The sequence below is a fragment of the Amphibacillus sediminis NBRC 103570 genome (assembly GCF_001552275.1).
Taxonomy (GTDB): domain Bacteria; phylum Bacillota; class Bacilli; order Bacillales; family Amphibacillaceae; genus Amphibacillus_B; species Amphibacillus_B sediminis.
The window spans coordinates 40,881-60,082 of the sequence record NZ_BCQW01000013.1 but is presented as its reverse complement, the minus strand read 5'-3'; the positions used below and the strand labels follow the sequence as shown (position 1 = coordinate 60,082).

Below are 19,202 nucleotides of genomic sequence, written 5' to 3'. Positions count from 1 at the left end.
GCAGTATAACTGGCTGGGGCTGCGATTACTCGCCTCATCGAAGGGCTTTTGTAAGCCTCCCACTTCAAGAAATAAGGGCACACGTCATGTCTAAGTGGGAAATCCAACAGCCAGTAACGGTCAAATTGGTTCAACTAACGTTCAGTGGGAGATGGAGGAAGCTGACTAAGTTCACAACGTCGTGTCGCAACATCCGCACAAGCACATCCTATGCGTCGCCCCCCACTGAACGAAGTTTCACTTTATATTATAATTAAATCTTATAAAACAGAAATTGAAAGGGAGCTGAGCAATAATGTCAAAGCATGTTTGGTTAACAATGTCAGATCAGCAAACTATTTTTTTAAGAAAATGGACAACTAAGACTACCAAGCCAAAGGCTATTATCCATATTATCCACGGTATGGCCGAACATAGTGGACGATATCATCAATTTGCTCACTTCCTAAACCATCACGGCATACTCGTTTACGCTCATGATCAACGTGGGCATGGTCAAACAGGAGAAAAAATGGGGATAATGGGGTTTTTCTCTGAAAATGAAGGGTTCGAACGAGTGGTTGATGATGTAAATGAAATAAATGCTTTTATTCGTTCGGAAGCTCCGAATCTACCGATTATTATGCTCGGACATAGTATGGGCTCATTCGTAACGCGACGCTTTATTCAGCGTTATTCAAATCAGGTAGATGCGGTTATTTTATCAGGAACAGCAGGTGACCCTGGTGTGCTTGGTGCATTTGGGCGATGGATTGCGCGCTGGCAAAAAAAACGTTATGGCTCTAAACACCCTAGCCCTCTTTTACACAAACTAACATTTGGTCAATATAACAAAGGTATTACCGAAATAAAATCTGACTACGATTGGCTGAGCAGCGATCCTTCAGCTGTCCAGACTTATATTGATGACCCCTTTTGTGGTCATATTGCAACAGCCGGATTCTACGATGATTTATTGACCGGTTTAGCTCGAATTCACCGCTTAAGAGAAATGGAAAAAATTAATCGTAATCTACCGTTGTTTTTTATTAGTGGGGAACGTGATCCAGTTGGGAAACATGGCAAAGGAGTAACAGCTGTGATAAATAGCTATCGAAAAATGGGAGTTAAGCGGATAGACTGTCAGCTATATGCTAATGGGAGACATGAGATGCTGTTCGAATTAAACCGTGATCAGGTGATGCAGGCAATTCTAGATTGGTGTAAAACAATCATTTTTAACTAAGCAAAAGATTAGTTGATATAGAAAAGAGAGGTGTTATTGTCTGCTACTAGAATTCTCATTATACCATTTACACGTTAATAATTATCCTTTTTCTTTGTATTTAGATGGATGATTAATAGGAAGGCGCTTTCTCTATTACCAAAAATCTTATCCCCACTATTCAGCCATTGCCTCACTTATTGGACAAATGAGTTTAATTGACTGTTCAGTATCTTTCCCACTCATAAAATGTGGAAATTTGTAACTTTTTGTCTATATTTGTAAAACCGTCATGGTATTTGATGAACGAAAGTGTCGTCATTCCACTTGTAAAAAAATGATAATATGAAATAATATAATTAGCAATTTTTCCAGGAAAGAGGTAATTTAGATGTTTGAGATTGACAATGTAGTGGGTGAAACTCTGTTACATCAATATCACCATTTAAATGCCGAGCAATTCTACATATGGTTAAATGAGCATGTAGCACAGCTAGATCATGATCGTGCCTTACGTGATTACTTTTTAGCGACCAGGGACCCCTACTCAATGTGTGTTGGGTTAGAGTATTTGTTTGCCAATGACCATATTCTAGAGCTAAAGCAATTGATTGCAAGAAATAAAGAGCTTCCTTTTCAATTAAATAGAGATTGGGCCTTTTTCTTTGAACTCTCATTAGCTAAACAAGATTCCACCCTTCCATTAGAAAAAATTCTCGAACAATTAAAACTAATTAAGACAACTGATCGAGCATTAAAATGCTTAATCCAATACCTAGCTTTTTCAGTACATATTATTTTTTCTGAAAATGGTCTAATTGTTAATAAACTGGATCAATTCGAGGAAGATGTTAAAGAGGTTAATCATATTGTTTTACTCCCTTTACTTGAACACCGTCTAGATATTGCTCAGTTCTTTTTCCACTGGAAAAGTAATGAAATGCTTCTTGCGCGTAAATATGGCTATAATGCATTAGCCGGAACGTATAACCGTGCTAACCTAGCCAACTTACATAATCACTTATGTCTAACTTACATTTTCGATGATTTCGACTCTGCAATTTACCATTTAGAAGAAGCATATCGAATAGGAAAAGAGCTTAAAATGAAACGTCTACTAACTATCATTAATCATCAAAATAGACCATTTATTTATGCTCATTTTAACAAACCTGAAGGAATCATAACATCAGATATTAGTGAACAAGCCCATTTAGCCATAGCACGAGGTGAGCTAAAGTTAGCTGAGAGCTTACTAACAAAAGTCACTAAAGTAACCCCCTTTACCAAATACTATTTAGGGAGAGCACGTCGAGACTCACGTCTTTTGAGGCAATCTTACAATGACTTTATTGAAAAGCAAGGGGACCATTTTTTTGCTCGTTTACCCCTCAATGCTTTAAATACATTATAAATTGATACAGTAAAGGAGGTGAGAATAGATGAAAAAGTTAGTCGTTTCATTGCTCGTTACCATTACAATTCTAGCTGGTTTTTCATTAAATGCACCAGCCGAGCAATCAACTGATACCGGTACAATCAGTCTTTTTAGAGATCCGGGAAATGATGGTATATAAGTTTTTTGTAAAAGATAATCTAGTCATTTTATTTATTAAAACAGCCTCAAGGTTAGGCACAAATGTGCAAAAACCTTGAGGCTGTTTTATATATGACAGATACTAATAACGCTAACTGTAGCCATTGGTGCAGAAAATTAACAACATTTGTTATTAAAAACCCTCCTACGCGTAAAACAAGTTATTCATTAAGTTTGCGAGCGTCCATCACCACTTATAAAATGAAACTTCGTTCAGTGGGGGTTTCGACGCATAGGATGTGCTCGTGCAGACGTTGCGACACGACGTCGCGAACTTAGTTAGCTTCCTCCATCCCCTACTCAGACATGACGTGTGCCCTTATTTCTTGAAGTGGGAGGCTTACAAAAGCCCCAGACAGTACACTGCGATAAAAGTAGGAGACTACTGCTGAATAAAGTTAAATCTCTTTCTCCCAATCTTCATCATATGGGGTCTGACTAACTAATTTCCCTTGTACAACAATACGATCAGAGCCGTCATGACTATAGCAACTCACTAGAGTAATCCGTGCTTCCTGTTCCTCCTGATCAAAGATGACATCGATCCGATCAGGGCTAACAATCTCAATCGTATCCACTTGATAAGTATACATGTGTTGCTTATCTGTCAAATAAATGTAATCATCTCGACTGACTTTTCTTAACGGTGCAAAGAATTGAGCGGGATTTCGAGAGTTATGGCCAGCCAAGGCATAGTTTCCTTTTCCCATTTCTTGATCTTTTTTCATTGTTCCAATCCCTAACCGTAATGACTGATTATTCGTTCCTTTTACGATCGGCAAATGAATATCAACGCTAGGAATAAGAATTTCACCAATAACAAGATTAGGATCTAATTCTAATTCAGTTGTCAACAGAGGCAGATTTTCTACACTGTCGAAATCATAGCTAATTTCGATCTCTCGAGCTTGATTTTTTGCATAAGTCTCTGCATCCATTGCAAGCATTTCGCTATGCAATTTATTGATCATAAAGGGCGTAACAAGATAATCCATAATTGGATAAAGCGAAAAAAGAAAAATGCCGACTACAATTAAAAGAATACCGACTTTTTTTCTTAACATGTTCTCCCTCCAAAGAATACTAACGCTACCTTATTCTAAAAAATAAAGTAGCGTTAGACCCGTTAGGCCTTTCTTTTCCGTTTGACAGTCAAGATGCCTCCGATTCCAATCAAAGCAAGTGCTATTCCAAGTATCCATGGGTTGGTGATCGCACCTGTTTGTGGTAAAAAGCCTGTAATAATTTGTGTGTTTTCAATCGTTACATCTGTGACTTGATCAGAACTTACCTCAAATTTAATCGCCTTGGTATTAAGTTGATAACCTTCAGGTGCTTTCGTCTCAACAAATTGATAGCTACCTGGACGAAGATCATCAACACTAATCTGACCGTTTTCATCGGTGACAAGTCCTGCCTCAACAAGTTCTCCTGCTGCTGTTTCTAACTTAAACTCAGCCCCTGCTAAGACGTGATCGGCATGGTCTGCGTCTACTTTGACTAATTGCACACCGCCACGAATAATGGCATTCTCAACCTGTACCTGAGCTGGACTAGTTGGAGAAAAGGCAATCGTAAATGGATGTAACTCCTCATTAGCATGGTAGCCTGATAATGGCTCGATTTCTTGGAAGAAATACTCACCTGGTCTTAGATCCTCTACCACGATTTGACCGGCTTGATCCGTTTTTAAATCAGTTAGGATCACATTTTGATCAGCATCAAGTAAGACAAAGCCAACACCTATTAATGGTTCTTCCGTTTCATCGTCTACTTTGGTTAAGACAACTGAACCGCGAATGATCTCATTGTCAGCTTCTAACACTAATGTTTCCTGCTGATCCAAAACAATTTCAAATGGGATTGGTGTTTGATCTAGCTGATAATGCTCAGGTGCTTTAACTTCAATAAACTGATAGCTACCTGGACGAAGGTCATCAACACTAATCTGACCGTTTTCATCGGTGACAAGTCCTGCCTCAACAAGTTCTCCTGCTGCTGTTTCTAAATTAAATTCAGCCCCTGCTAAAACATGATCGGCATGGTCTGCGTCCACTTTAACTAACTGCACACTGCCACGAATAATGGCATTCTCAACCTGTACCTGAGCTGGACTGGTTGGAGAAAAGGTAATCGTAAATGGATATAAATCCTCATTAGCATGGTAGCCTGATAATGGCTCGGTTTCTTGGAAGAAATACTCACCTGGTTTTAGATCCTCTACCACGATTTGACCGGCTTGATCTGTTTTCAAATCAGTTAGGATCACATTTTGATCAGCATCAAGTAAGGCAAAGCCAACATCTGTTAATGGTTCTTCCGTTTCATCGTCTACTTTCGTTAAGACAACAGAACCGCGAATAAGCTCATTTTCAGCTTCTAACGCTAATGTTTCCTGTTGATTTAAAACAATCTCAAACGGAATTGGCGTTTGATCTAACTGATAATGCTCAGGTGCTTTGACTTCAATAAACTGATAGTTGCCAGGTCTCAGACCGTGTACAGTCAATTGACCCTCTTCATTTGTTGTTAAATCTGAGAAGATGACATCTCCTTCTGGTGTTTGCAATTCAAATATCGCTTCGGGCAATCTATGACTTGAGTCATCCTGATCAATCTTTGTAAGACTTACACTGCCTAGAATTATATCGTTGTCAACGACAACCTCTGCTGGTTCCTCCTGTGATAAAACAACCTCGACTGGGTACAATTGGTCATTAGCATGATAACCTGGTAAAGGTTGGATTTCTTTAAAGTAATATAAACCAGGCTTCAAATTATCGACTAATATAGAGCCGTCTTGATTGGTTTCGAGGTCGGTCTCAATCACCTGTTCGTTAGCATCTAATAATTCAAAGATGACGCCTTCCAATGGCTGTTTTGTATCCCGATCTAGCTTGGTTAATGCTACAGATCCCCGAATTAAACCATTCTCCATTTCGAGCTGAATGATTTCTTCTTGACCCAAAGCAATTTCAAACGGAATTGGCGTTTGATCTAGCTGATAATGCTCAGGTGCTTTTACCTCAACAAGTTGATATTCACCTGGTCTAAGATCAGTAACAGTTAATATTCCATGATCATTGGTAACAAGACCGGTGCGAACAACCTGACTGTCACTGGTTTGTAGTTCAAATTCAGCTTCAGCTAAAGCTTGACTGCTATCATCTTCGTCAACCTTTTGTAAACGGAAGCCTGATAGAGCTATTTGATTTTCAAACTCAAGCTCTTCAATGTCAGCTTGTGAACGGACAATTTCAAATTCAAGTGGCTCTTGATTTAACTGATAGCCAAACGGTGCTTCCACTTCAACGAATACGTATTGTCCTGGTCTTAGATCTTCAACAACGATTTCACCATTTTCATTTGTTCTTAAGTCTGTAGCAATTGGCATTTCATCTTGATCACGCAATTCAAAGACGGCATCCGCAAGTGACTCTCCTGTTTCATGATCTACTTTTATTAATTTTACCGATCCAGGAATAAGTGTGTTTTCCTTCGTTACACGTGATAACGTTATTTGTTCATCATTAATCTCAAACATAACCGGTTCGTCATCCAACTGATAATGTTCAGCTGCTTGTGTCTCAATAAAACGATATTGCCCTGGAGCTAGATCCTGATAGAATATCTGGCCATCTTGATTAGTCGTTAGATCATCACTGACAACTTCCCAATCGCCGTTATCATTTTGATGTTCAAGCTTAAAGACTGCCCCTGCTAAATATTCGTTCGAATCAGCATCCACCTTTTCTAGCAATACGTCTCGAACAATTTTGTCATTAAATATTTCAATGTTATTCTCTGGCTCGTTAACTGTAATTTCAGTCCATTCATTTCTAATTAGAAAGCCATCTGGTGCCCCTTCTTCCTTAAGCAGGTAACGTCCATATAAGATATTATCAAAAATCAGCTCACCATCTTCGTTGGTTGTTGCTGTTCTAATCCGATAAGTCCCTGTTTCGTCATATAATGAGAATTCAACACCTGCTAAGCTATCAGTAGCTGTACCATCAGGAGTATCTGTTACACCTGTTTTTACTAGGGAGATTCGACCTTTCTCACCTGTCGCTACACCCGTTCCTGTCGTGATTCGAACCTGGTACACCTTCGAATCATCCATGTTTCCGTCTTTGATCGTTTCTCGAACAAGTAGAACAGCATCATTACTTACATGGTCGCGATCGGCCGCCATTAAAAAGCTCTTATACTCCACGATATATGCCCTAGAAATACCATCCTCAAAACTAATATTAAGGGTATATTGACCATCCTGTTCATTAATCGTTAGTGTATAATCTTCCTCTTCAACTAATTCAGCAGCCTTAGATAAATGACCAGAAGCTGTTACATTCGTTTCATAAACTTTTATTTCATCTTCAAGTAATACCTGATTATCACTTAACGTATCTCGTAATATCACCGGACCTGGTAGGCTTGATTGACCTGGGTTAATCGTCACCTGCCAATTCATGACCATGCCATCTTGACTACCGATCTTCTTCGTATAATTGCCTCCGTCAGTTACACTGACACGTGCATTTAACTCTGCTTCGTCATAGTTGGCTGAGTTGAGGAAGGCCTGGTTGTCGTAGCCTTCAGCAATAATTTCACCTTCCAAAGATGTCGTGAACTCGATAATATAAGCTGAATCAATATCGCCTAACTCAATTTCAATGGTTGGCTGTCCCTGACTCTCCCCTAATCGAAGCTCAAAGTTATCGGTAATATCCTCGCCTTTAGTTAACTGATTAGAGCTTGAGCTTAGAATACCTTCGTAAATACGAATACTATCCTCGTTCAAATTTTGATTTTGCTTAATGAAATCAACGACTTTAGCATTATCTAAATCTAATAAATTATAGTTAACACCAATCGTCCACGTTATTTCCTTGGTAATCGCATTATAGCTACCACTCTTATGTCCATTTTCCTGTGTATAGACATCTGGTGTAAAAATAGCTTCAGATTCACGTTCAAAATGACGATTACTATAATCTTGCCATGTAATTTTGGCACGATTAGGTAACCGATTTAACGTTAGATCATGACGCTCTGTATAATCAAAGTCGGTTTGATAGCTCATTCTAATTTCATTTTCAATCGTTTTATGAAATTCTATGGTAAACTGATCACCACTCGGATCTAATAAAACGCTGTAATCATCCTTAGATAATGGTGTGCCACCCTCAGTTATCGTGAGCGTATCTAAGTTTAGTGTTAAACCACCATTTGTGAAATAATCGGTTAGAACAACGTTATTCATAACCTGTTGATCACGATTAATCACAATTTGCCAATCAACCGTTTTATTCTGATAGTCAATCGCACCAAGCGACTTTCTAATTGCCCCTTGCTCTACCCGCTGTCCGGCTGAAGACTCTTCACCATTAAAGCTGACCTGGTTATCAACTGTACCGTCTTCAAGTAATCGGTCAGCAAAGGTAGTCAGATAGGTTAGCTTATAGGCTTGATCAATCGTGTCATTAAACTGAAAGACAAAACCTTTATCGTCGTCAGAATTGGTTGAGTTATTTAACGTATACGCACTAGAACTTACCTCCTGACTCGCTATCTCTTGTCCGGATTCATTTAGGGTAATGCGTTCAACAGTAAACGAATCTTCAAGTAAAACCTGACCATCACTAAAATAGTCTTCAACGACGGTCAACGACGAAGGGATTGTTTTTTCATTGTAATTGATTCGTACTTCCCACTTAACGGTCTGAGCAACCGGGTCATAATCCACAGCGACTTTTTCTAAAACCTTTCCTCTTCCAGTTCTAACTTTAGCCTCTGCATGAAGGGGATTAATCTCATCACCAACTAATGTTGCTCTATTTTGATATGAAGTAGAATCATGATCGATAATCACCGTAGCAAATTCTAGCCGATAGGCTGAATGAATAGGTTCATGGAATACAAGTTTAAAATCTTTCCCTTCATGTTGTTCTATACTGTAGCTTGCTGGGTCAACTAAGTCGCCTTTAATAACGGAACCATCAATTTGGACCCGTAGATGATAAAGTTTAATTGTATCAGCAGGGTCACCACTCAATTCTAGATATTCACCAAGCGGATCTCGAAGCTCCGCATTAGAGATATAGTCTAAATTCTTATTAAAGTCAACTTCCCAACTAATGCTTTCAGCATTGTATTCGCGATTAGGCAGACCTCTTTTGTCAATTGAAGTTGCGACGTTGGATTCGAATGAAACTGGAATTTTGACAATTTCACTTTCACCAATCTCAACTTCAATTTCCTGCTCCAAGTCGCCTTCAAGCTCTTCCTTGATTTCGGTTCTAAAGGATAACTGCCCGTGTATATTATCATTATTTTCAATCATTTCGTTAAAGATTAACTCGATATTACCATCCATATCAAGCGTATAACGACCAAAGATAGTTGCACCATCTGATGTTGTTAAATTACCCGAAACCTGATTGTATACCTTGAAAATTTCAGGCAAGCTAAAGTGAAAGCTATCCCCACTTTTATAGCCATGGCCATTAGGTAATGCAAATCCATATTGAATGGCCAAATCTAATACTTCATCCTTAGGATTTGGCATCGGATTTGGTAAAGGATCGCCATTTGCCAAAGTAAGGCTAACTGAGGTAAGAATGTTTTCCTCAATAACAGTGTTACCCGTAGAGGCTACATCTACTGATGTCGACTCTAAGCTATCCTTTTCTTCCTCTACTTGCTTATTCTCTTCTTGCGCAAGGCTTTGTTCTTGATCATCAAGCTCCTGCTGATCTGTTTCTGTTTCTGTCTCAATAGCTTGATGATCGGTTTGTTCTTGCTCAGCTTGTTCCTCTTGACTACGATCAAACTGTTCGTCGGCTTGCTCGTGTTCAGAAGTATTGTCAAGTAGATGCTCCTCTTGACTTGAATGGTGTTCATCCTCTGGCAAATCTGCTTGTAGACTTGCATAGGCAACTACACCTGGCTGTGCGATTACGTTAAATAAGAGCAAGCCAATTAAAACAACTACATTTAACTTTTTAACCAAAAGGCCTTCCCCCCCAAAAAAATTGCATCTGCATCTAAGTTCACAACCCGTACTTTTGTCGTAGTTAATTTAGGGTCTTTTGAACTTAAAAGCACACTACGATATACTAACAAATAGGACTATGCAGTTTCTTTGCAAAGAAAAATAAATAGTTACAATATAACTACGATTGTCGAGGACAATCATACTACTATTAAATAGGGGAAAGGAGAATTAAAGATGAATGTGCTTCTTGTCGATGATGAACCGCTTGCTTTAGACTTACTAGAAAAGCGATTGCTCGAAGCCAAAGAGGTCAACATTATCGGGAAAGTAACTAATCCGACTAAAGTGAAAGAACTTATAAGCGGGTATCAAGTCGATGTTGTCTTTTTAGACATTGATATGCCTGAAATAAATGGCCTAGAATTAGCGGATACCATTATTGCTTATGACCCAACCATCCTGATCGTTTTCGTGACAGCTTATAATGAGTTTGCGATCAAAGCATTTGAAATTCATGCTTTAGACTATCTTTTAAAACCCATTTCTCAAGAACGAATTCAAGTAACGATAAAACGGATAATCAAGCAAAAACAAGGGATGGCCTCTAGCTCTACCTATAAACGTCAGCAAAAGCTGGAAATTAAATTAACAAACACTTTGGCCTTTTCAAACCATAGTGGAAAGATGATGACACCAAGTTTTCGTACCAACAAAGCAAAGGAACTTTTTCTATATCTCTTGCATAATAAGAATAAATTAATCATTAAACAGGGGATCATTGATCTGCTATGGCCAAATTTAGAGGCAAAGAAGGCAAATAACCAAACCTATATTACGATTCACTATATTAGAAAAGTGATTGAGCCATATAGCGGTTTCCTTACCATTAATAGAGATGGCGAAGGCTATATTTTGATTACGAAAAATGTTGTCATAGATTTAGAAGATTGGGAAATGAAAGTTAAAGCACTTCCGGAGCTTCACCCAAATGCTGTTAAGGCTTATCAGGTTATACTTGAACAATATAAAGGAGAGTATCTAGGAGATTATCATTATTGGTGGGCAGAAGAAGCTAAATGTCATTACCAGAACCTCTGGCTCACCCATACTTTTAAACTAGCAAATTACTTTAAAGGTCAAAAGAATTGGGAAGAGGCTAAGTATTGGTATAAGATGATATGTAGGGTTCAACCCGAAAATGAAGCGGCACATTTTGAATTAATGAAAGTTTTTTCTTTTCTTAATGACAACGATCATGTGCATTTACAATATCAACAATTAAAACAAATTATGAAACGAGAATTAGATGTCATTCCATCAGAGAATATTACCAATTGGTATCAGAAATGGGCCAGATATCATTAGCAAAGGGGATCAAACACGTGGGCTTAATTCATACATATAAAAAGAATAAGCTTTTTTTGCTAGTTTTCTTATACATTATCCTAGTATTAGGAATGCGGCTCGTATGGGCTAATTATTATAGTGTTTATGATCAGCCAAATGTCAGCAATGGGATCATCGATCTCCAGGATTGGCATTTTGATGATCAAACCATATTTTTAAATGGTGATTGGCTTTTTTATCCTGATACGTTCATTGATCCAAGTCCAGGAGCCACACAAGATCTTGAAGCTGAAACGGTTATTTCTGTGCCAGAATCATGGCAATCTGTGTTAAATCCTAGTCAGGTTTTTTCTAATTATGGCTATGGTAGTTATCGGCTACGAATACAGCTTCCTGAAGTAAGTGAACTAACTTATTATGGAATAAAGTTTAATCGGATTCATACTGCTGCAGAGGTCTATGTTGATGGGCAATTGATTACTTCATTTAATGAACCAACTACATCATTTATGAGTCTTAACTACCGTCGTGGCAGCTTTACGACTTTTTTTGCGACTGAGAAACGAGAAGTTGAGCTTGTTATTCACGCTTCTAACTATGATATCCCTTTTACTGGAGGGATATCAAGGTCTGTCAAATTTGGAACGTTATCAGCTATACAAAATGAAGGAACTACCACAGAAACACTACAAATTATTGTTAGTGTCATCTTCCTTTTACATTGTCTTTATGCCTTTATTGTCTATTTTTTTGTAAATGGCAGGCAGTCAAACGAGTTTCTCTATTATGGCTTACTTCTCTTATTTAGCGCTCTTAGTATTTTGATTGATGATGAAGTTATTATTCAGTTGCCTATTCCGATTCAGCATAGCTATCGCCTCTTATTATTAATCTTTTTTACGATTTTATTTCTATTTTTTAATTTTGTACAACTGATCTGTTCAGAGCAGCTATGGCAGCGTCAGAAAAAACAAACCGGCATTATTTTTACAGTCATTTCTGTCACAATTGTCCTTTTGCCTATCCAGTATTATCTTTTTCTAATTGCATTATTAATGCTTTTATACATACTGGCTATTGTAAATATGTATTGGAAACTCATTAAGGCGATTCGCTCAAATAATCAAGATGCCATCTTTGTTTTGTTTTTTTTAACCGGCTATGTATCGAATATTATTTTTGGTCTTTTAATTAAAATGTTCATTGTAGATTTCCCATTCTATCCATTAGATTTTATCTTTACTGTCTTTTTTGCGGTCATGTTAATTATCCGAAAACACCTGAATATGATACATGTCGTTAAAAAGCAATCGGAAAAGCTTTTAAAGGCTGATCAACAGAAGGATGAGTTTCTGGCTCATACGTCTCATGAATTGCGTAACCCTTTGCATGCTTTGATTAATATTGCTTATACGATGCTGCATAACGAGGAAGGAACACTAACATCAGAAGAAAAAGATAATTTAAGATTACTGATTCAAATTGGCGAACAAATGCGTTATACCTTAAACGATATTACCGACTTAACTCGTTTAGAGGCTAAGCATTTGCAACTAAATCAACGCAATGTTGACCTTGCTACAACCTTGGAGACTGTTCTTGGTATGCTTAAGGTCAAGATCGAGCACAAGCAGGTGGCCGTTTATGTTGATATCCCTGAACATATGCCTGAGCTTTATGCAGATGAAAATCGATTCGTTCAAATTTTATTTAATCTGATTCAAAACGCACTCAAGTATACACATGAGGGCAGTATTACCATTCGTGCTGATTATAAGTTTAAACACGCTATTATAAAAGTAGCGGATACAGGCGTAGGGATTAGTCAAGAAGATCAAGAACGTATTTTCGAGCCTTATGAACAAGGGCAGATCAATCATGCAGAGGGTGGCTTAGGTTTAGGGCTTCATATTTGTCGAAAACTAATCGAATTACAAGGAGGTACTATCCAGGTTAATTCAAAGCTTGGAAGTGGCACAACGTTTACGATTACTTTACCCACTAGTACGCATGAAACCTTACATTCATCAAAGAAAGAAAAGTTAGTGACAAGCTATTTTATTCCGACGCCTTATGATTCTGGCTATCTAAAACAAACAGATTCAAAAAGTGATGGTAAGATCTTAATTGTCGATGATGATATGATTAATTTAAAGATTCTTACCTCTATTTTGAAAGAAGCATTTTATGTCGAGGTAGCTCAAAGTGGTAAAGAGGCTTTAGAAAACATTCAAGCTGGACGTTTTGACTTAATCATCTCTGATGTGATGATGCCAAATATGTCAGGCTACCAGCTGACCGAAGAAATTCGTGAAAATTATAGTATATCAGAGTTGCCTATTCTATTGCTAACAGCCAGAAGTCAATTAGAAGATATTCAAATGGGCTTTCGAGTCGGAGCAAATGATTATATTACAAAACCAGTCAATCCTGATGAACTTATGGCAAGAGTGCGCGCACTGATCAAGTTAAAGTTATCCATTGCTGATCAGCTTAAAACAGAGGGGGCCTGGTTACAGGCTCAGATTCAGCCACATTTTATTTTTAATACGATTAATGCGATAGCCTCATTAAGTGAAATTGATACAGCCAGAATGCTTAAACTTCTCAACCAATTTAGTATTTATTTAAGAAAAAGCTTTGCCTCTTATAATACTAAAGAATTGATCTCACTTACGGATGAGCTCGAACTGGTAGAGGCCTATATTTATATTGAACAGGAGCGATTTGGTGATCGAATTGAATCACACATCGAAGTAGAGAGAGATAGCTCCGTTTTCGTGCCACCACTATCCATTCAAACTTTAGTTGAAAATGCTATCAGACACGGTATCCTAAAAAAGGCTGAGGGTGGGAAAGTGACTATAACGACTAAAATAGAGAAAGATTACCACCGTATCACCATCCAAGATAATGGAGTTGGCATGCCCAAGCAGCAAGTTGAAGCATTACTCTCTCAGCAAAATGCTAACGTTAATTTAGGAATTGGTTTAACAAATACAAATAAACGCTTAAAGCAATTATTTGGAACAGGTTTAAAGATTGAAAGCAGTCTAAAAGCAGGTACAACAGTCAGCTTTACCGTACCTAAAAAGCAATGGAATCCGAACGAGCGATTTATTGAATAAGGAAAAGCTAGAGAGTCTCCATCAGTCTCTTATCACTTGTTTTTCAACAGTACTTCACTAATTTTGCTCAAAGATATCGATTGACATAGTCAAGCGTTTTTGAAAAAATCCTATACGAAAGAGATGGTGGCGTGAAAAATCACACCACCATCTTATCTTAATCTATTTTATTTATCGTAGTGTAACTGGCTGGGGCTGCGATTACTCGCCCCATCGAAGGGCTTTTGTTAGACTCCCACTTCAAGAAATAAGGGAACAGGTCATGTCTACGCGGGAGATCCAACAGCCAGTAACGGCCAGATTGGTTCAACTAACGTTCAGCGGGGGAGAGAAGAAGCTGACTAAGTTCGCGACGTCGTGTCGCAAGTCTGCACGAGCACATCCTATGCGTCGCCCCCCCCACTGAACGAAGTTTCACTTTATTAATGACGTCTTTTATAATCCTTCACATAGACGTCAACGGCTTTAATGGCTTCAACAACATCATCCGCTCTTACATCAAAAGGCATATTGGCCATTGTATCATCAGGATCGATCGCAAGTTCAGCAATTTTATATAACTCATCATCTGATACCTCATCTAGGTGAATGGCCTCAAGTGTCAATGGTAAATCCAATTTGAGCATAAAGTCAATGTAACGTTCCAACTCAGCTTGAGGTCTATTTTCTAATACCAATTGAGTGATAATACCATAAGCAACTTTTTCCCCATGGGTCATGTCATGGATTTTACCATGTTGAACGGTAAACCCATTATGAATAGCATGCGCCCCGGCAAGCCCTCCGTTTTCAAAACCTAAACCACTTAATAGTGTGTTTGCTTCAATCACAGCTTCAAGTGCAGGTGTGACAATTTTTTCTTGATTGGCAGCATAGGCTTGAATCCCGTACTTGAATAAAATTTCTTCACATCTCTCAGCTATGGCCATTCCTGCAATAGTTGGCTTGCCATCAAACATATTCTGTCCATGTGCTTGCTGAGCCGCTCTTGCCTCCACTAGTGTAGCTAAAGCATCAGCAATACCCGATGCAAGCATGCGACTTGGGCCTTGAGCAACAATACGCGTATCAACCAATACTAAATCAGGATTTTTATCATAAAACTGATATGTTTCGACCTCACCATTTTCAGTATAAATGACAGATAAGCCTGATGTAGGTGCATCAGATGAAGCAAGTGTATTAAAAATTAACATAGCCGTGTTTAACTCATGAGCTACAGCCTTCGCTGTATCTAAGGCTTTCCCACTCCCTACACCTAACACAGCCTCGACTTCATGGTCTCGGCCAATCTCTGCTATCCGTTCAATTTCCTTAAAAGAACATTCACCATTAAAAGTCACCTTTACAACGTTAAACTCACTTTCTTCAAGTTGATCAGCTAACGTATTTGCGCAGATTTCTTGAACCGTTTCATCTGCTAATATTAATAGTGTCTCTCCATAAGGTTCAATATACTCGGAAGCTCGTAATAATAAATCTTTCCCCTGGACATAACGACTAGGACTTCCAAAAATCTTGTCCACTTGTAAATTCCTCCTTTGAATTAATCACGTCTATCTCCGTTTAGTACTAATGTACCCACTCTCAAACACATTAAACTAAAAAATTCAAAGAAGGAGTTGGTTCTTTAAAAGCCTCATACCAGTGGTTTGTCTTGGAGGAGAATGATGTTTACAACGCACGGATTTTAACAGATTCGCAATCTCTTCCTCTGCTGAATGAGCAAAGAGTAAAGTTCGAGTCATTAGCTTAAATGTTTCAATAGGATATACCACGTATAAAACTAGAAATTGTTTCAATTTAAAAAGTTTGGGATATGATCTGACAAAAGTGTAGTCAGAATTATCAGTCTATTATATCATTTCATTATATTCATCATGACCTACTTAAGGAGATGATCAATAACCTTAGGAAGTTGTGAATCTTATTCTTAGTACTCGGGTTTCTCTTCGATCTCGTTGTGACTAAGAAGTCTAGTACTTTATCGCAATAGCTTATGATGAAAATGCGATTTATGTCGCATTCCCCCTGTTCTCAGGCGACACCAACCTTTGATCCTCATTAACTAGTGAGGGTCCCTTTTTTTATTGCTAATCTACATAGAATTGTATAACTATTTCTCCTATCAATTTCTCACAAATATAGCTTCGTCAAGCTTGTTATCTATAATACGACATGTTCCAGCAGAAAAATAGCCTTTACTCTTGCTCCATTTGTCTTCTACAATTTATAACAATAAAATTCACAATTATATTAAATGATAAAGTGCAACTTCGTTCAGCGGGGGTTTCGACGCATAGGATATGCTCGTGCAGACGTTGCCTACACGACGTCGCGAACTTAGTTAGCTTCCTCTCTCCTGAACGTTAGTTGAACCAATCGGGCCGTCACTGGCTGTTAGATCTCCCTCTTAGACATGACGTGTTTCCTTATTTCTTGAAGTGGGAGTCTTACAAAAGCCCTTCGATAGGGCGAGTAATCGCAGCCCCAGCCAGTTACACTGCGATAAAAAACATCCGCACTCACATTTACTGGCCACGTTTGTAGTCATGTTGTGAGTTAACGGATGTTTTTGCTTTAGTAGATTTCTTTTACTTCAAATCCACCTTCTGTTATGAATTCACCATTTATATAGGCACGCACTAAATATTGACCTGGATCTAAATAGCCATAATCCGGATCGTAAAACTCATTATAGAAGCCTTCCCAATTTGGATCAATCATTTCTTCATACTGAGCGACCATATATTCAGTGCCATCTTCTATCATCAAGACGTGTATTTCAACAGTCGAAGCACTACCGCGCTCTCCAAAATAAACTTCATAATAAATACCTTCATCAGGTGAGAACTGCTCCTTTACTCCTTCAATTCCTGATGCACCTTCACTTGTACCAAACGTGACACCTACCGGATCAAATGCAGCAAAGAGGCCAAGAAGAAAAATAAAATATACGGACATAATGACTGCAACAGCTGCTACCCCTTTACCACTTGTTCCACCTGCTTTATCATATGCATAAGCATCAGCATTAGCATATTTTAAATCGTCCATCTTCTTTTGGACATGGCGATAGTATAACGTATTCCCATATAACCCAATAAGAATATTACTAAGGCCCGTCACAGCATAGGAAAGTAAACCCGTTAATTCATTAAATCCACTAACAATGTCGATGATATCCGTTAATACAAAAATACCAAACAAAATGAAAATGGGTTTATACATTTTTCTGTAACCTAACCACAAAGCACCAAAGGCAAAAGCGACCCAGTTCCAGCTAGCAGCAGATTCGGGATTATGAGATGCTGACCACTTCTCCTTATAATAAGGATAATTCTTACCAACCATTTTTGCCCATTTTTGATCCTCGTCTGCATTTTCGATGTCGGAAGTCATACCAATCTCAACTCCACAGGACGGACAAAAACGTACTTCTTCATTCACATCAGTTCCGCAATTTGGACATTGCATTTACATCACTCTCTCTTTCTATACTAAAATAAATATAGCATATTTGACCAAATTGTTAACAAAGCGCCTAAAAAATAAGACAAAAGTAATTATAAGTAGACAATCATAGCTAAAAGCGGCTTGCCTTAACATTGTACTATATTAATTGTTATTTTTTACATTTATACCTATAAACCTATCTATTACTCTGTTATCTAGAATAAATACTAAATTACTTCCAAAAAAACAATGAATTAAGTAGCAAAGACTTTAGTTCTATGCGATACTAACATTAAAGAAGTAAAGAAGCATTAGTCGAGTAGAGCGGTTGATGTTGTTTGATAAAGTGAAACTTCATTCAGTGGGGGGTTCGACGCATAGGATGTGCTTGTAGAGACGTTGCGACACGATGTCGCGAACTTAGTCAACTTCCTCTCTCCCCCACTGAATGTTAGTTGAACCAATAGGGCCGTTACTGGCTGTTGGATCTCCCACCTAGACATTTCTTGAAGGGGGAGGCTTAAGGCCAGTTACACTGCGAATAAAAAGAGGTGAGGATGATGAAAGATGTCAATTCATTTTATCAATTAACGGATCAAACTTTATATATAAAAGCAGCCTATGAAACCTTTGCTACCACTAAGATTGAGGAACTTGAATATACCCGTTATGCGATGCAGTCAAGCCGAAAAATTATTGAACAAGCCTGTATCAATGGCGGTGCTTCTTATCAAGGGCGAATTGATGCCATGAAAGCTTTATTTAATCTCAAACAAAGTGTACCTTTGCCAATCAGTCCGGAAAAAGGGATTTTTGCCTTTTCTACTAAATCACCCATTCACCATAGTTGTATTTGGATCTTAACCCAACATATTCGTTTGATCGATCAGTTTGAAAAAGAAGCCATTATCCATTACTCAAATGGAAAATCGTTAACAATTACCATGTCTAAGCGACGACTGGATCGAATCCTAGCTTACCTCTATCGCTACCACCTTTACTTCAGATTCGATACAATCACTACTCAAACAACTAGACATCCCTTCATGTGCTACAGGTTGTAAAAACATAAAGTTAAGCCTAAGCATCTGTTTAAAGACCCATTCAAAGCAAGCCAGTTCACGTATATATAATACATATGTAGCAAAACAATAAAGTAAAACTTCGTTCAGTGGGGGTAGGATGTGCTCGTGCAGACGTTGCGACACGACGTCGCGAACTTAGTCAGCTTCCTCTTCCCCCACTGAACGTTAGTTGAACCAACCGGGCCGTTACTGGCTGTTGGATCTCCCACTAGACAAGACGTGTTCCCTTATTTCTTGAAGTAGGAGACTTACAAAAGCCCTTCGATGGGGCGAGTAATCGCAGCCCAGACCGTTACACTGCGATAAATTTCCGCTAAAAATCTGTGGCATCCGCTGGAGGCTTTAACTTGATTTAGCTGGGGTTTGTGCCCCACTAAATAGACAT

The 19,202-nt window shown here is 38.3% G+C and carries 10 protein-coding genes; 6 read left to right on the top strand and 4 right to left on the bottom strand.

Annotated features, from left to right (window positions below; genetic code table 11):
- Positions 1–295: 295 nt before the first annotated feature.
- The 3 genes from ASE01S_RS09450 to ASE01S_RS16355 all read left to right on the top strand — a co-directional run bounded on the left by ASE01S_RS09450 (position 296) and on the right by ASE01S_RS16355 (position 2,781).
- Positions 296–1,225 (top strand): alpha/beta hydrolase, encoded by a 930-nt coding sequence (locus ASE01S_RS09450; RefSeq protein WP_067841432.1) that lies wholly within the window; start codon positions 296–298, stop codon positions 1,223–1,225.
- A gap of 370 nt (positions 1,226–1,595) precedes the next feature.
- The gene (locus tag ASE01S_RS09445) at positions 1,596–2,618 is read left to right on the top strand and encodes an AimR family lysis-lysogeny pheromone receptor (protein ID WP_067841430.1); all 1,023 of its coding nucleotides are present in this window, start codon (positions 1,596–1,598) and stop codon (positions 2,616–2,618) included.
- A 28-nt stretch (positions 2,619–2,646) separates the two neighbouring features.
- The gene (locus tag ASE01S_RS16355) at positions 2,647–2,781 is read left to right on the top strand and encodes a hypothetical protein (protein ID WP_281176897.1); all 135 of its coding nucleotides are present in this window, start codon (positions 2,647–2,649) and stop codon (positions 2,779–2,781) included.
- Between the two features lie 418 nt (positions 2,782–3,199).
- Here ASE01S_RS16355 and ASE01S_RS09440 read toward each other — a convergent pair whose 3' ends face one another.
- Together ASE01S_RS09440 and ASE01S_RS09435 are read right to left on the bottom strand one after the other, a co-directional pair.
- The gene (locus tag ASE01S_RS09440; protein WP_067841428.1) at positions 3,200–3,865 is read right to left on the bottom strand and encodes a class A sortase; all 666 of its coding nucleotides are present in this window, start codon (positions 3,863–3,865) and stop codon (positions 3,200–3,202) included.
- A gap of 62 nt (positions 3,866–3,927) precedes the next feature.
- Positions 3,928–9,816 (bottom strand): SpaA isopeptide-forming pilin-related protein, encoded by a 5,889-nt coding sequence (locus ASE01S_RS09435; RefSeq protein ID WP_067841425.1) that lies wholly within the window; start codon positions 9,814–9,816, stop codon positions 3,928–3,930.
- Positions 9,817–10,035: 219 nt separating this feature from the next.
- Here ASE01S_RS09435 and ASE01S_RS09430 point away from each other — a divergent pair, with 219 nt between their 5' ends.
- On the top strand, positions 10,036–11,166 hold the full coding sequence (locus ASE01S_RS09430; protein ID WP_067841422.1) for a response regulator: 1,131 nt from the start codon (positions 10,036–10,038) through the stop codon (positions 11,164–11,166).
- A gap of 17 nt (positions 11,167–11,183) precedes the next feature.
- Complete coding sequence (locus ASE01S_RS09425) at positions 11,184–14,276, top strand: ATP-binding response regulator (protein WP_067841420.1); 3,093 nt, start codon at positions 11,184–11,186, stop codon at positions 14,274–14,276.
- A gap of 422 nt (positions 14,277–14,698) precedes the next feature.
- Here ASE01S_RS09425 and ASE01S_RS09420 read toward each other — a convergent pair whose 3' ends face one another.
- Together ASE01S_RS09420 and ASE01S_RS09415 are read right to left on the bottom strand one after the other, a co-directional pair.
- Positions 14,699–15,802: a glycerol dehydrogenase gene (locus tag ASE01S_RS09420; protein ID WP_067841418.1), complete on the bottom strand. Its 1,104-nt coding sequence runs from the start codon at positions 15,800–15,802 to the stop codon at positions 14,699–14,701.
- A gap of 1,054 nt (positions 15,803–16,856) precedes the next feature.
- Positions 16,857–17,753 carry a DUF2628 domain-containing protein gene (locus tag ASE01S_RS09415; RefSeq protein WP_083512082.1) on the bottom strand — a complete coding sequence of 299 codons (897 nt, stop codon included), beginning with the start codon at positions 17,751–17,753 and terminating at the stop codon, positions 16,857–16,859.
- A 539-nt stretch (positions 17,754–18,292) separates the two neighbouring features.
- On the opposite strand from ASE01S_RS09415, the gene ASE01S_RS09410 reads away from it, so the two are divergent.
- Entirely contained in the window at positions 18,293–18,796 is a 504-nt protein-coding gene (locus ASE01S_RS09410) for a competence protein ComK (protein WP_067841413.1), read from the top strand.
- Positions 18,797–19,202: the final 406 nt, after the last annotated feature.

Excerpts from the sequence above, each read along its gene's own strand:
- ASE01S_RS09450 (WP_067841432.1), top strand. The coding sequence starts at position 296 with ATGTCAAAGCATGTTTGGTTAACAATGTCAGATCAGCAAACTATTTTT.
- ASE01S_RS09445 (WP_067841430.1), top strand. The coding sequence starts at position 1,596 with ATGTTTGAGATTGACAATGTAGTGGGTGAAACTCTGTTACATCAATAT.
- ASE01S_RS16355 (WP_281176897.1), top strand. The coding sequence starts at position 2,647 with ATGAAAAAGTTAGTCGTTTCATTGCTCGTTACCATTACAATTCTAGCT.
- ASE01S_RS09440 (WP_067841428.1), bottom strand. The coding sequence starts at position 3,865 with ATGTTAAGAAAAAAAGTCGGTATTCTTTTAATTGTAGTCGGCATTTTT.
- ASE01S_RS09430 (WP_067841422.1), top strand. The coding sequence starts at position 10,036 with ATGAATGTGCTTCTTGTCGATGATGAACCGCTTGCTTTAGACTTACTA.
- ASE01S_RS09415 (WP_083512082.1), bottom strand. The coding sequence starts at position 17,753 with ATGCAATGTCCAAATTGCGGAACTGATGTGAATGAAGAAGTACGTTTT.
- ASE01S_RS09410 (WP_067841413.1), top strand. The coding sequence starts at position 18,293 with ATGAAAGATGTCAATTCATTTTATCAATTAACGGATCAAACTTTATAT.